Genomic DNA, 13,615 nt, shown 5'->3' on the forward strand with positions numbered 1-13,615 from the left:
CCGACGGTGATACTCGGAGAGTTGTGATGCGCAAATTACTGGTTTTGAGTGCCGCATTTTTGCTGGCCGCCTGCTCCCAGCCACAGGCCCATGAAGCGGACCTCCATGCCCATGTGGAGAAGCAGGATCGCTGCCACCTGTGCGGCATGGTACTGGTGCGTTACCCCGGACCGAAAGGGGTGGCCAGTCTGGCCAACGAGCAGCAAATGAAGTTTTGCTCCACCCGTGATCTGTTTGAGTTTGTGCTGCAACCGGATAAGGGGCGGCAGGTGGTTCAGGCCCTGGTGCACGATATGAATGGCAACAACTGGGAGCATCCTAACGACCAGTTTGTGACCGCTCAGGATGCCTGGTTTGTTTACGGTTCGGATCGTCCGGCGGCGATGGGCCCGGCATTGGCCAGTTTCTCCACCGAAGCATCGGCACAGGCCTTTGCTGATGAATATGGGGGACGCCTGTTTCGCTTCGACGAGATCACCCTGGAGCTGTTGAACTCGCACAAGGGCGCTCACCATGGAGGCCACTGATCACTTTGGGTCATCTGCTGGCGCTGAAAAAATGGGCAGTGCCAGATGGCCCGGCGTCGGTTCCGAACGCGTTGGGGGAGGGGCAGGGCAGTGCCAGGAATTGAACCGGATTTGAGGCGGTAACACGGCTTTTACCGCAGATGAACCTCCTTCTAATACTGCGCAAAAATGAAACCGCAAAAAAACATCGATGAAATAAGCAGCAAATTTAGAGTCTTTGACCGCTGAATATCGCTAAAAATGACGCTAAAAAAAGCTCAAAAAACAAAGGCTAAGTATCTGAATAAAAAGGTTTATATGTTGATTTAGGGGTGTTCCTGGAATTGATGGAATCAACGCCAGGAAAAGTGTGAGGTCAGGCCGTTTCTGAGTCTCCTAGCGGTGTTTCAATGCGCTCACCTTCTCGAGGCGAGCCATGGGAACCGTAGATTTCATACGGGGCAAAGCCCGGGAGGTAAAAAAGAAATTAGGAGATGTTGATGAAAACCTGGAAACTCCGGGCGACCGTTGCGGCCATGATTGCCAGCACCAGCGTAGCGGCCTACGCCGCTGATGCGGCAAAAGGCCCAAGCCCGAAAATGTCGCCGCAAGCGCAAATGATCATGAACAACCCGGACGGCACCCTTGAAGAAAAAGGTGTTCGTACCCTGCACGATTACATCGTTCAGGAAAAGGAACTGTTCGAATTCCTGTTTGAAAATCACCCGATCTTCAAAACCTACGGCCCGGAAGGTCGCATGCTGGGTACCCCCCACATCAGTGACCGTGGCGAAGAGTACCTGCACACCGGTAACTCCGAGAAGTACTCTGCCGAGAAAGGCCGCCCCACTGCGGTTCAGTACCGCCTGGGCGCCAAATCCATCCTGGATTACCCCAACAAGTTTGTTGGCCCGGAGAAGTGTGGTGAGTGTCACGCGGTTCAGTACGAGAAGTGGAAGCGCTCTCGTCACGCCAACACCATCCGTTTCCCGGATGAAGTGGTAGAAGCGCCGAACGGCGACTTCCACGCTGGTATGTACGGCTCCAAGGCCTCCATTCTGCCGATGGGGATCACGCCGGATGCCATCTACGGTGTAATCGGTACTCCGCGTACCAAGTACGGCTTTATCGATTCCTACCTGGTACGTGGTACCTACCACGTAAAAGACGGTCTGCTGAAGGACGGCACCGGTACTCTGGTGGCCGGTGGTAACCAGTTCTCCCGTAACTGGGCCGAGTTCCTCACCCCTGAGATGGTGAAGAAGATCAACAAAGCCATCCCGGAATTCCCGGTGGTTATGGATGATTACGGCAAGATGGGCTCTGAAGTTTGGGGTGTGAACTCTTACGGTTCTACCTACAAGCAAAAGCTGCTGTTCCAGCCGGCGTCCTCCTACTGTGAGGTTTGCCACACCTTTAAGTTCGACTTCCAGAACGAAGACGAATTCTTCGCTGCCCTGGGCAACCCGGAAGAGCTGCGCAAGCACACCATCTCCAAGGGTGTTGCCTGTGAAGAGTGTCACGGCGCCGGTGCTCACCTCGACGGCGGTGTGGGCAACATGCAGTCCAACTGTGAACGCTGCCACCAGCGCTTCGACTACACCCCGCAAATCGCGACTGGCCCGGATGCCAAGCCGGAAGACGCGTTCGGCGTGAAGATGAAGGGTGCGTGTCCGTCCTGTGGTACCGAAGGTTCCCAGATGTTCGGCTCTGCCCACTACGACGCCGGTATGCGTTGTACCACCTGTCACGATCCTCACGAAGTGACCGATGGCAACTACCTGTCTGGCTTCACCAAGACCAAACAGAAAGTGGACTGTGCCTCCTGTCACGAAGCGCAGGCTGAGATCCACGCCAAGTCCAAGCCGCACGGTGACAAAGAGTGTTCCTCTTGCCACATGCCCAACATGGGCTCCTGTGAGAAGTTCACCTCCATCCAGTTCTCTGACCACGCTGGCTTCGACAACGTACGTGCTTCCCACGTATGGAACATCGATATCCACCCGACCCGTAAGACCCTGAACCCGGCTGAAGGTCAGCCCCGTGACGGTACTGGTAAAGACTGGACCATGGCCAAGGACGAAGAGGGTTACACCTACCTCGACCTGATGTGGTCCTGTGCCCGTACCTCTGCCTCCGACCGCAACGTGGTGAACGGCAAAGGCTGTCACAGCCAGTTCCAATCCGAGCTGGATGAAGGTCTGCACTTCCAGGATCAGATGGAGATCTACGGTGAAGTGATGAAGTGGCAGGAGCCGATCAAAGCGACTCACGCCAAGGTGCTGAAGTCTATCGAGCGTATCGAGCAACTGCTGAACGTGACCCGTCTGTCTAACTCCGACAAGGCTCAGATTCTGCTGATGGTCGACAAGGCCCGCGACGCAGCAGCCAAGATCGAGAAAGACGGCTCCTGGGGTGTTCACGGCTTCGACTACTCCAAGCGCATCATCGAAGACGCCTGGATCTATGTTCAGGAAGCCCAAGCCATGCTCGACAACGGCGACTACGTCGGCGAGTAAGGCACCATGCAGCCCCGGCGCAAGCCGGGGCTGATTTGAGGGACAGAGATGAACAAGTTCTTAAACGCCCTGGCTCTGGCCGCCTGTCTGCTCAGCCCCGCCGCATTCGCTGGCGCGGGTGGCGAGATGCGACCGGCTCCCGTGTATGAGACCGAGATCAACTACATGAGCCTGGCCCAGGCGGAGCAACGGCTGGGCAAACCGGGAGTGCTTTTCTACGACGTCAATGTGCTGGAGATCTGGGCTGATGGATACATCCCAGGCGCCATCCACTTTTTCGTCGACAACTGGAAGGAACTGCTGCCCGAGGACAAGGACGCCGAGATGATTTTTTACTGCGCCAATCGCCTCTGCAACGCCAGTGAGATTGCCGCACATGCCGTCAAAGCCATGGGCTACACCAACGTCAGCCAAATGCCCGACGGAATCTTTGGCTGGAAGATGTCTGGCCGCGTGACTGAGAAACCCTGATTACTGGTTCAAACCAAGAGACAAGATTATGAAATCCTTCTGCAAACGTTCTTTGGCTGCTCTGGCTGTCAGTTCCGCTCTGTTTACCCTGCCAGCCTTGGCCGCTGACCTGGAAAACGAGTCCTACAGTATCGGTGCGTCTTTCGGTAAGTACCTGTCCGGCCAGCTGGAAGGTCAGAAAGAGCTGGGTCAGGAGATTGACCTGAATTCGCTGATGGACGGTGTGGAAGATGCACTGAAGGGCGAAACCAAGCTGGAGCCGGAAGCGATGCTCGACTTCCTGAACGCTCGCGCTGAACGCCTGAACACCGAACTGAAAGCCAAGCAGCAAGCCGAGATGGACGCTGCCAAAGCCGCCAACGACGCCTACCTGGCAGAGAACGCCAAGAAAGCCGGTGTGGTTGTGACCGAGTCCGGTCTGCAGTACCAGGTACTGGCCGAAGGCAAAGGCGATAAGCCCTCTGCGGAAGACGTGGTCACCGTACATTTCAAAGGCTGGACCATCGACGGCTCCCAGTTTGAAAACACCTACACCAAGGGCGAACCGGCTCAGATGAGCCTGATCCACACCATCCCCGGCTGGGAAGAGGGTGTGCAGCTGATGGCTCCGGGCGCGAAATACCGCTTTGTTATGCCGTCCACTCTGGCCTACGACATCCAGGACCCGAAAGCGGCCATGGCGCCCCATTCCGCCCTGATTTTTGAAATTGAGCTGCTCTCTTTTGAAGAGCCGAAGGCCGGCAACTTTGGCCACGGTGCCTCCATGGGTGGCGGTGCCTCCATGGACGAGATGCTCAAAGGCGAATAAACCCGTTTCAGCCAACCCGATCGAGAGACGATGTACGAGGTTCCCATGACCCCATTAGCCCTGCCCCTGACGGTCCTCCTGTTATGCGTCTGCGGGATCTTCCTGCTGCAGCACCAGCGGTGCGCAGTTCGGATGCCGTCGCCGGGCAAGGTGTTCCCTGTGGTCCTGATGTCTACTCTCATCCTCCCTGCAATGACCCTCTACGGCCAGCTTGGACGTTATGGGGACTGGGACCAGGTCACCGTCGATCATCGGGTTGGCTACCTGCTGCAAAAAACCATCAACGAAGACCGCTTGGCGTTGGATGACAACCCTGGAAATCCCGAGCGCTATCTGAAACTGGCCCGCAGCCATGCTGCCGGTGGCCAATATGAGCAGGCGGTCTCCGTGATGGATCAGCTGCTGGCACTGACCACGCCTCAGCCCGCGTGGCTGGGTCTCAAAGCCAGCTACCTCTACTACCGTGATGACCGGGCGTTCGGCGAGGACGCGCGGGCTCTGGTGGAGCAGGCCCTGGCCCTGGACAACGCAGACGTGACCACACGGATGTTGCTGGCCAACCAGGCCTACTTAAGTGGCCGCTACGAGGAGGCCATCGGGCATTGGCAGGTACTTCTGGCCAGCGATAAGAGTGACGTTAATCGTGCTGCCATCGGTAACGCCATCTCACGGGCTCAATCCAGACTGGCGGAAGTGCTCTGACAACCCGACCCCATCGATAACAACGAGGATGATGATGTGAACCAACTGAAGCTACACCGACGCCAGTTCCTGCAAGGGATCGGTGTTGGTACTGCGGCGGTGACCCTGGCGGCTTGCAGCAGCACTGAAGAGGGCGCCGACGGCGAGAAACGCCCTCACTACGTGATGATGTTCGACCAGACCAAGTGCACCGGCTGTGGTCGCTGCAAAGACGCCTGCAACGAGGCCAACGATCTGCCGGAAGGGATGGCGCGCCTGACTCTGGAGCGCCAGAGTGACCGCGTAGAGGGTGCTGTGTGCCCCACCTGTGGCAAAACCGAGTGTCACTGTGACCGGAAATACGTGCGCGTATCCTGCCAGCAGTGTCAGAAGGCGCCCTGCGTGATGGTGTGCCCGACCGGCGCCGCTTACCGCGACGAGAAAACCGGCATTGTCACCATGGACGGCAGCAAGTGTGCGGGTTGTAAGTATTGCATCGGCGCTTGCCCCTACAACGCCCGTCAGATCAACGACAACACCGACGTGGCAGACAACTGCGACTTCTGTCTGCACTCCAAGCTGTCCAAAGGCGAATTGCCGGCGTGCGTTCAGGCCTGTCGTTATGACGCTCTGGTGTTTGGTGATGCGAACGATCCGAACAGCTACGTCAGCCGTCTGTTGGCGGTTAAAAATACCCAGCGGATCCGCCCGCATCTGGGCACTGAGCCCAGCCTGCGCTACGTCGCCAAAATGAAGCCGGAGGTGTGAGCATGAACGGCATCGACTTTACCACTGGCCTGGGCGGCGCCATCGCCTGGCCCTGGCCCATCGCGGTCTATCTGTTCTTCGCCGGGATCTCCGGCGGCGCCCTGACCGTCGCCATGCTGATGCGGATCTACAAACAGCAAACTGAGAATACGCCTTTGCTCAAATCTGCGGGTGTGGTCTCAGTAGTTGCCATCATGCTGGGTATGCTGTGTTTGGTACTCGACCTGACTAACCCGCTGTTCTTCTGGAAGATTCTGGTCTTTTACAACTTTAATTCTGTGATGTCTCTGGGTGTGGTGGTGCTGTGTCTCTACATCCCGTTGACCATGGTAATTGCGGCCTTCGCGCTGCGTGATGAGTTGGCCAAAATCCCCCAGATTGGCTTCCTGATCCCTTGGATCGATCGCTTTGTCGGCCTGCGTCGTCCCTGTGAGTGGATTGCGTTGATCAGTGCCGTAGCGGTGTGTGCCTACACCGGCTTCCTGATCTCCGCGCTGGTGCGTTTCCCGATCATCAACTCCTCCATCCTGCCGGCCCTGTTCGTAGTGTCCGGTCTGTCTGCCGGTACCGCAGTGGCAAAAGCGGTGGCGGTGAAGTTCTTTGGTGAGGACTTGCACAGCAAGGAGATGCACCTGCTGCATGGGGCCGAGTGGCCGATCATGGCGGTGGAAGCGATGTTCATCTTCATGCTGTTCTCCGGCCTGATCTTCGGTGATGCGGTGAGCAACGCCGCCATGGCCGCCTTCTCTGAAGGGGTGTGGGGTGCGCTGTTCTGGTTCGGTGTGGTTGGCCTGGGCTTTGTTTTGCCGCTGGCGTTTAACTTCGCCTTTGGCCAGAAGTTTGCCCATTCCGGCCGCGCGTTCTACGCCACCTGTTTCAGCGTGGTGTGCGGCATGATGTGTCTGCGTCTGTTCCTGCTGATGGGCGGCCAGATCTACGGCATGTAAGCCTGTTTTCGCCGGGGGAACTTCCCCCGGCGGTGTTGTACGGAGTTTTGTGATGCGCAAGTTACTGGTTTTGAGTGCCACGCTTTTGTTGGCCGCCTGTTCCCAACCCCAGGCACAGGTTTCTGAGATTCATGCTCAGGTTGAGCAAGAGGATCGCTGCCACCTGTGTGGCATGGTGCTGGTGCGCTACCCCGGCCCGAAAGGGGTGGCCAACCTGGCCAATGAGCAGCAGCTGAAGTTCTGCTCCACCCGTGACCTGTTTGAGTTTGTGCTGCAGCCGGATAAGGGTCGCCAGGTGGTTCAGGCGCTGGTGCACGACATGGCAGTGAATGACTGGCATATCCCGGCTGATGAGTTCGTTCTTGCCCAGGAAGCCTGGTACGTCTACGGCTCTGATCGTCCGGCGGCAATGGGCCCGGCACTGGCCAGCTTCTCCACCGAGGAGTCTGCGCAAGCGTTTGCCGATGCGTTTGGCGGCCGTTTGTTCCGTTTCGAGGAGATCACTTTGGAACTGCTGAACTCCCACAAAAATGGCCATCAGGGTGGTCATAAGGGCCACTGATAATGGGTTATCTGGCCAAGCGTCTGGCGGCACTGTGCTTGCTGGTCGCCCTGTTCCCAGCTCAGGCCAAAACGGTGGCCGTAGACAATGCGGAAGCGTTGACTGCGGCCCTGTCTCAGGCAGAAGCCGGGGACATCATTGATCTCGCACCAGGGCGCTACCCTGGTCAATTTACCGTCTCCACCTCCCTCACGCTGAAGGGTCAGAGCGGTGCCCACCTTGAAGGGCAGGGCAGCTCTGTTCTGATCATCAACGCCTCCAATGTCACGGTTCGTGGTCTCTATATCACCGGTTATGGTCAGGCCCTGTTTGGTAAAACGGCAGGCATTCAGGTGATGCCGGGCACGAAAAACCTGTTGATCGAGCACAACCGAATGTTGGGGCAGGGATTTGGTGTCCGGGCAGACAAAGCCCGTCACGTTACGGTGCGGCACAATCGCATCGAAGGCGACCCATCACTCTCCATGGTGTTGCGCGGAGACGGTATTCACTTTCACGAGGTCGAGGAGGGCTCGGTCTCCGGTAACCACATCACTGAAGTGCGGGATGGGGTCTATCTCGAATCCAGTCAGTCCATCCGGGTGTGGGACAACATTATGGGGCTGCAGCAGTACCCGCTGCACCTGATGTACTCAGAGCAGATCACCGCCTGGAACAACGAAGCCCGCGATGTGCTCGGCGGCTGGGCATTGATGGATTCCAAGGTGGTGGAACTGCACGACAACCGGGTCGAGAACGCCCGGGAGTTCGGCATTCTGCTCAATATGACCTTCGGGGCGCGCGTTTGGGGAAACTGGGTGGCTAATGTCCGTAACCCGGACAGCCAGGACCTGTTCGATGGGGAAGGTAAAGGGCTGTTTATCTATGGTGCCGCGGACAACGAGATCTTCCGCAATCACTTTAAGGACAGCGAGATCGGCATCATGATGGCGCTGGGCGGCGAGGACAACCGGCTCTACAGCAACGCCTTCGTCAACAACCAGATTCAGGTCAAATACCTGGGTGAGAACACCGTGACCTGGAACCACTGCGGCATGGGGAACTACTGGAGCGGTTACGACGGTTGGGATCTGGACAATGACGGCATCGGCGATCTGCCTTTTGTCCCCAATGATGACCTGGACCGCCTGTTCTGGATTTACCCCGAAGCCCGTTTCCTGCTCGACAGTCCCGTGGTGCAGGTGATTCGTTACCTGATTCGACAAAGCGGTGACCAGCCGGGCGGCGTGGTGGACCTCCATCCTATGATGGCGCCTCCCACCAGCGATCTGATCACCAAATACGAGACATCTCTATGAACGATGCCGCCATCTACGCACGAGACGTGCACAAGTCTTATCGCGGCCATCAGGCCCTGAAGGGCGTCAGCTTTGAGTTGGCGCCGGGAAGCATGATGGCGCTGCTCGGCCACAATGGCGCGGGCAAAACCACTTTGATGAAGCTGATATTGGGGTTGCTCAGCCCGGATGCCGGTACCCTATCGGTGCTGGGCCGGATCCCCTCTGAGCCACGCCAGCGCCAGCAGTTGGCGATTGGCTATTTGCCCGAACAGGTCAGCCTTTACCCGCACCTTACCGGTGAAGAGTTGCTGACCTACTTTGCTGATTTGCGTGGTGTGGATCGTCGCCGTGTGGGCGAATTGCTGGCTGAGTTGGATCTCGCCCCGTTCGCCTGTCGTCCGGTTGGGCAGTATTCCAAGGGGATGCGCCAGCGCCTGGGATTGGCGCAGGCCCTGCTGGGGGAACCAAAACTGCTGTTGATGGATGAACCTACCGTCGGGCTTGACCCCAACTCTTCGGCCTACCTCTACCACTGTTTGAACCAGCAGGTTGAGCGGGGATGTGCGGTGGTGGTGTGTACCCACGAGTTGACCCTGATTGAGCCCCACTTTGATCATGCACTGATCATGGCTCAGGGGCAGGTGCTTGCGTCCGGCGACCTGGCAACCCTGCGGCACGCCGCTGGGCTGAAAACCCGAATCACGGTGGCACAGGCCTCCGAACGGATCCGGCAGGATGACCAGTTGGCACAGCACTGGGATGAGGCGAGCCAAAGCTTGTGGGTGAGTGCAGAGCAGAAGCCCCGTGCCATTGCGCGACTCACCGGTGTCCACGGTTTGCTGGACTTCACCGTGACGGCACCGAGTCTGCCGGAGGTGTACCACCATCATCAATCCACTCTGGGAGCGCCCCTATGAACCCGACACTGGTGATCGCCCGTAAAGCGTTTCTCGATGGACTGCGCAACCGTTGGTTGTTGAGCCTGAGTGCCAGCTTCTTTGCTCTGTCACTGGTGCTGGCCCTGTTTGGGTCTGCGGCCAGTGGGCGGTTGGAGATGGGGCCCTGGCAGGATAGCCTGTCTGCGCTGGCCACACTGGCTGCGGTGCTGATCCCGCTCATTGCGATTCAGCTCTCCTATGACAGCTTTGTGGGGGAGCGGGAGGACGGCACTTTGTTGCTGATGCTCTCCTACCCCCTGTGTCGGCGTCAGATCCTGTTGGGCAAGTTCCTTGGGCAGGGCACCATTCTGGCGTTGACGGCCCTGTTGGGGTTTGGGCTGACCGGCCTTATCGTATTTGCCCTCTCCCCCCTGCGTGAAGGGCTGCTGCTGGGTTATCTGAACTTTATCGTCACTGCGGTACTGCTGGGCTGGGTATTTATTGCTCTGGGCTACTACGTCAGCCTGGGGGCACAGAGCAAGGGGCGGGCGGCAGCCAAGCTGTTTGCGCTGTGGTTCTTCCTGGTGCTGCTCTATGACCTGGTGCTGCTTGGCCTATTGGTGGGCCAGTGGGGCGGCGTTTGGGTACGCAGTCTGATACTGCTGAACCCGGTAGACCTGTTCCGCCTGACCAACCTGATTGCCATTGAGCATGTATCGGTGTCCGGTGTGCTGTCTCTGTTCCGAGATGCGGCCCTGGGCCCCGGTTGGATGGTGGTTGCGATGGTGGGGTGGTTGGTGCTGCTGCTCTGGCGCTGTCAGCGGCGGCTTGCTCGATTAACGCTCTAAAGTGACCCGGATCCCGAAACGTGCCACAGCGAAGGTTCAGGCCGAACTTTAACAAGGTGAGCTTGGTCATATCCGGCGTAAGCACACTGCTCTAAGATAGAGAACAACTTGAAATGGAAGCGAGGTGGCCTTTGAGCAAAACCCTCCTGATTTACGCCAGCCAATTTGGCCAAACCCACAAAATCTGCCAGCGAATTGCCGAGCATCTTGATGGCAGCGGCGAGACAGTGGAGATGAGGCCATTGAGCGAGGCCCCTCAATCCCTGGATGGGTACGACAAGGTGTTGCTGGCCTGCAGCATCTACCACGGCAAGTATCGCCCTGAGCTGTACCAGTGGATTGTTGATCATCAAGCGGAGTTGGACGCACGCCCCAACGCCTTCTTCTCCGTCAACCTGGTGGCGCGTAAACCCCACAAGAACACCCCGGATACCAATCCGTACGTGAAGCAGTTTTTGCAGAAGACCCCGTGGCAACCCAAATTGCTGGGCGTCTTTGGTGGGGTGATCAACTACCAGCGCTACAACTGGTTTGATCGCAACATCATCCGCTTCATCATGTGGCTGACCAAAGGGCCAACGGATCCCAACAGCCACATCGAGTACACCCAGTGGGACCGGGTAGACCAGTTTGCTAACGACTTCGCAGGATTGCGTCCATGAATAAGATTGAGCCCTGGCTACACCGGCTGGCGATCGTAGGGGTTATCTGGCTGTTTGCCACCGCAGATTGGGTGCGGATGGCCAATCGGATCCCCGTGTCGGCGACCGTTTGGGACTGGGCTCATATCGTGATAGGTGTCTTGACGACTCTGGTTGGGGCCGCCTTTCTTCGCCACTGCTGTCGTCACGGCCAGTGGCGTCAGTACTTTCCCTATCTGGTTGGTGATCTGAAGCCGACGTTGTCGGATCTGGCGGGTCTGTTCAGAGGACGTCTGCCTCGTGCCGGAGGCAGTGGTCTGCTGGCCTTTATCGAAGGGCTGGGTCTGCTTCTGCTGCTGGCGGTGGGCATTACCGGAATTGGCTGGTTGTTGACCCAGGGCAGCAGTGATGCCTTCTTCTGGCGCAAACAGCATCTGTTTGCCGCTTCGGGCTTGCTGGGTTTCCTGGTGGTTCACGCTGTGGCCGCACTGATCTCGGTTGTGGATCTGATCAGGGACGCCTGAGTCCGTCTTTATGCCGATGTTAATGCCGGGCTCTGTCCCGGCATTTTGGGTTTTAACGGCATGTAAAAATTCGCAAAACACGTTGAGAGTGAGACTTATTGTTCCTTAGACTCGCCGTGATCCAAGTCATAAGAGAGGGACATTATGCGAATTCAGGCTCTGTTGTTGAGTGCCACTCTGGGCCTCGGGGGCTGCTTTGGTGCACCGGAATCGGCTCCCGAAGGGGCCATTGACCTACAGCAAACCATGAAAGCGATGGGACGGGAGTGGAAAGCGATCAACGGCAGTGAGGACCCCTTGGTGGTGGCCAACCACCTGGCGACGCTTCACCAACTGGCCAGTGACGCCAGCCGTGCCATGGTGCGAAAAGGCGCTCAACCTGAGTATGAAGCGGCGATGAACGAATTTCTGGAAGCGGTAACCCAGGTGCAGGCCGCCATGGCCTCGGGTGAGGTGGAAGACCTGACGTCGCAACTGGAAGCCCTGGACGCTTTGCGAAAACAGCACCATAGAAGCTTTAAGCCCTGATCTCTGACGAAAGGGCCCGTTCGGCTTACTGGAGAGATCACCCTTTATGGGTCAGTGTGTTAGAGTTTCACCCATCATCTACATTGTGGAGTGTCATCGTGTCCAAGATTGTTCTTATCGTCATCGTCCTGGCTCTGGTGGGCCTGTTTCTGCAGCGCTCCATCGCCAATAAGAAGGTGGCATCTGAGAACGCGGGAGTTGGATCTGCCTTTCTGGCAGAGAACGCGAAGCAGGAGGGAGTAGAGACCACCGCTTCCGGCCTGCAGTATCAGGTACTGGTAAAAGGGGAGGGCACGGAGCACCCCGGGCCGACCTCCAAAGTCAAAGTGCACTATCACGGCACTCTGATTGACGGCACCGTCTTTGACAGCTCAGTTGAACGTGGTGAGCCGATCAGCTTTGGCCTGAACCAGGTGATCAAGGGCTGGACCGAAGGTTTGCAGTTGATGAGCGTGGGTGACAAATACCGCCTCTTTATCCCGGCTGAGCTTGGCTACGGCAATCGTGGTGTCGGTGCCATTCCTGCAGGCTCGGTACTGATCTTTGATGTGGAACTGCTTGGCGTCAATTGATCGTTAATTTCCGAAAGAAGGAGGCTAAAGCCTCCTTTTTTATTTTCGATTACTCAAACATATTTAATGTTTAGAAGACATTAAATAGTTAAAGCCAACATACACTGAAAATACAAAATGGCGAGGTTAATGACTTGGGTTTTTTATTTGAGCAACTACAATAAAATTGACTCTCCCAAAGGGTCTTTGTCGTTAAGCTAGATGTAACAAACTGCAACTCTCCTATATGCAGTAATTGGTAATATACAGGAATGGTGGGATATGGAAGTACCCCTGCACTGTTATACCCAACCCTCCTAGTCAAAGAGCCAAGGGGCACCGGATTGGTGTCCCGTTTTTTTATCCTGAAACCGCGGATCCCTGCACACTCAATGCTTGTCCGACAGTCATCCTAACTCCCTTTATTCAGATGGTTGATACAGGTTAATCTTCGTTAAAGCCTATTTACTCTTTCGGTGCAAGTACATGTATCAGGTCACCTACTCTCTATCTGGACGAGTCAAACGAAAACGGTACCAGTCTGAAACCGCGGCGAAACGCAGTATTGTTCGGTGGCTTGAGAATATGGGCCGTCAGGTAGGGGGACATGCCATACTTTATGCCCCCGGAGAAGCCCCAGCGATATTTCGGGCTGCTGATGAGGTGACCGGAATTCCAACCGCCAGAGCACCGGACTTTTATCAAAGCCAGCAGTGGTTGCGATTGCGCTATGAAGCATTGCAGAAGCACGGCAACTACTGCGCTTGTTGTGGCGCCCAGGGCGGGGCCGAGGTTCAACTGCATGTCGACCATATCAAGCCGCGCTCCACCCATCCTGAACTGGCACTCTGTCTTGAAAATCTACAGGTCCTTTGTGCCGCTTGTAATCGTGGCAAATCCAATCGTTCCTCCACCCGATGGTGAACGCCCTGAACTGATCAGGTCTGCTGAGTGCGCCGATGTGGAAGATAGGGTTCATGAACGAGCGAAAATCCGCTATGTCACATGTGGTAAAACGTCACGCTCTGGTTGAAAAGGGGCAGGATTGAACCTCGATCACAGAGGTGGCGGGGACGAAATTGAAGGCCATTGTCCGATCGGCT

16 protein-coding genes are annotated in these 13,615 nt (G+C 56.9%); all 16 read left to right on the forward strand.

Annotated elements, in window-relative coordinates; translation table 11 throughout:
- Positions 1-26 precede the first annotated feature (26 nt).
- The 16 genes from KUV52_RS12140 (at position 27) to KUV52_RS12215 (ending at position 13,436) form a co-directional block, all read left to right on the forward strand.
- The gene (locus tag KUV52_RS12140) at positions 27-527 is read left to right on the forward strand and encodes a nitrous oxide reductase accessory protein NosL (protein WP_222526198.1); all 501 of its coding nucleotides are present in this window, start codon (positions 27-29) and stop codon (positions 525-527) included.
- 479 nt (positions 528-1,006) lie between these two features.
- Positions 1,007-3,025 carry a multiheme c-type cytochrome gene (locus KUV52_RS12145; RefSeq protein ID WP_222526199.1) on the forward strand — a complete coding sequence of 673 codons (2,019 nt, stop codon included), beginning with the start codon at positions 1,007-1,009 and terminating at the stop codon, positions 3,023-3,025.
- A gap of 48 nt (positions 3,026-3,073) precedes the next feature.
- A complete protein-coding gene (locus tag KUV52_RS12150) occupies positions 3,074-3,496 on the forward strand; it encodes a rhodanese-like domain-containing protein (protein ID WP_222526200.1) in 423 nt (140 codons plus the stop codon).
- Between the two features lie 28 nt (positions 3,497-3,524).
- Positions 3,525-4,304 carry an FKBP-type peptidyl-prolyl cis-trans isomerase gene (locus KUV52_RS12155; RefSeq protein ID WP_222526201.1) on the forward strand — a complete coding sequence of 260 codons (780 nt, stop codon included), beginning with the start codon at positions 3,525-3,527 and terminating at the stop codon, positions 4,302-4,304.
- 45 nt (positions 4,305-4,349) lie between these two features.
- Positions 4,350-5,006 (forward strand): tetratricopeptide repeat protein, encoded by a 657-nt coding sequence (locus KUV52_RS12160; protein WP_222526202.1) that lies wholly within the window; start codon positions 4,350-4,352, stop codon positions 5,004-5,006.
- 36 nt (positions 5,007-5,042) lie between these two features.
- Positions 5,043-5,753 carry a 4Fe-4S dicluster domain-containing protein gene (locus KUV52_RS12165; protein ID WP_222526203.1) on the forward strand — a complete coding sequence of 237 codons (711 nt, stop codon included), beginning with the start codon at positions 5,043-5,045 and terminating at the stop codon, positions 5,751-5,753.
- A gap of 2 nt (positions 5,754-5,755) precedes the next feature.
- Entirely contained in the window at positions 5,756-6,700 is a 945-nt protein-coding gene (gene nrfD / locus KUV52_RS12170) for an NrfD/PsrC family molybdoenzyme membrane anchor subunit (RefSeq protein WP_222526204.1), read from the forward strand.
- A 52-nt stretch (positions 6,701-6,752) separates the two neighbouring features.
- On the forward strand, positions 6,753-7,262 hold the full coding sequence (locus KUV52_RS12175; RefSeq protein WP_222526205.1) for a nitrous oxide reductase accessory protein NosL: 510 nt from the start codon (positions 6,753-6,755) through the stop codon (positions 7,260-7,262).
- Positions 7,263-7,264: 2 nt separating this feature from the next.
- Positions 7,265-8,560: a nitrous oxide reductase family maturation protein NosD gene (gene nosD / locus KUV52_RS12180; protein ID WP_222526206.1), complete on the forward strand. Its 1,296-nt coding sequence runs from the start codon at positions 7,265-7,267 to the stop codon at positions 8,558-8,560.
- Positions 8,557-9,459 carry an ABC transporter ATP-binding protein gene (locus KUV52_RS12185; protein ID WP_222526207.1) on the forward strand — a complete coding sequence of 301 codons (903 nt, stop codon included), beginning with the start codon at positions 8,557-8,559 and terminating at the stop codon, positions 9,457-9,459. The genes nosD and KUV52_RS12185 overlap by 4 nt, the downstream gene beginning before the upstream one ends.
- Entirely contained in the window at positions 9,456-10,268 is an 813-nt protein-coding gene (locus KUV52_RS12190) for an ABC transporter permease (protein WP_222526208.1), read from the forward strand. Before KUV52_RS12185 ends, KUV52_RS12190 begins: the two co-directional genes overlap by 4 nt.
- Positions 10,269-10,399: 131 nt before the next feature.
- On the forward strand, positions 10,400-10,930 hold the full coding sequence (gene hemG / locus KUV52_RS12195; RefSeq protein WP_222526209.1) for a menaquinone-dependent protoporphyrinogen IX dehydrogenase: 531 nt from the start codon (positions 10,400-10,402) through the stop codon (positions 10,928-10,930).
- On the forward strand, positions 10,927-11,433 hold the full coding sequence (locus tag KUV52_RS12200) for a cytochrome b/b6 domain-containing protein (RefSeq protein WP_222526210.1): 507 nt from the start codon (positions 10,927-10,929) through the stop codon (positions 11,431-11,433). The genes hemG and KUV52_RS12200 overlap by 4 nt, the downstream gene beginning before the upstream one ends.
- A gap of 144 nt (positions 11,434-11,577) precedes the next feature.
- Positions 11,578-11,961: a cytochrome b562 gene (locus KUV52_RS12205; protein ID WP_222526211.1), complete on the forward strand. Its 384-nt coding sequence runs from the start codon at positions 11,578-11,580 to the stop codon at positions 11,959-11,961.
- 98 nt (positions 11,962-12,059) lie between these two features.
- Entirely contained in the window at positions 12,060-12,533 is a 474-nt protein-coding gene (locus KUV52_RS12210) for an FKBP-type peptidyl-prolyl cis-trans isomerase (protein WP_222526212.1), read from the forward strand.
- Between the two features lie 465 nt (positions 12,534-12,998).
- A complete protein-coding gene (locus tag KUV52_RS12215; RefSeq protein WP_222526213.1) occupies positions 12,999-13,436 on the forward strand; it encodes an HNH endonuclease in 438 nt (145 codons plus the stop codon).
- Positions 13,437-13,615 lie beyond the last annotated feature (179 nt).

This window comes from Ferrimonas balearica (assembly GCF_019802055.1).
Classification (GTDB): Bacteria; Pseudomonadota; Gammaproteobacteria; order Enterobacterales; family Shewanellaceae; genus Ferrimonas; species Ferrimonas balearica_A.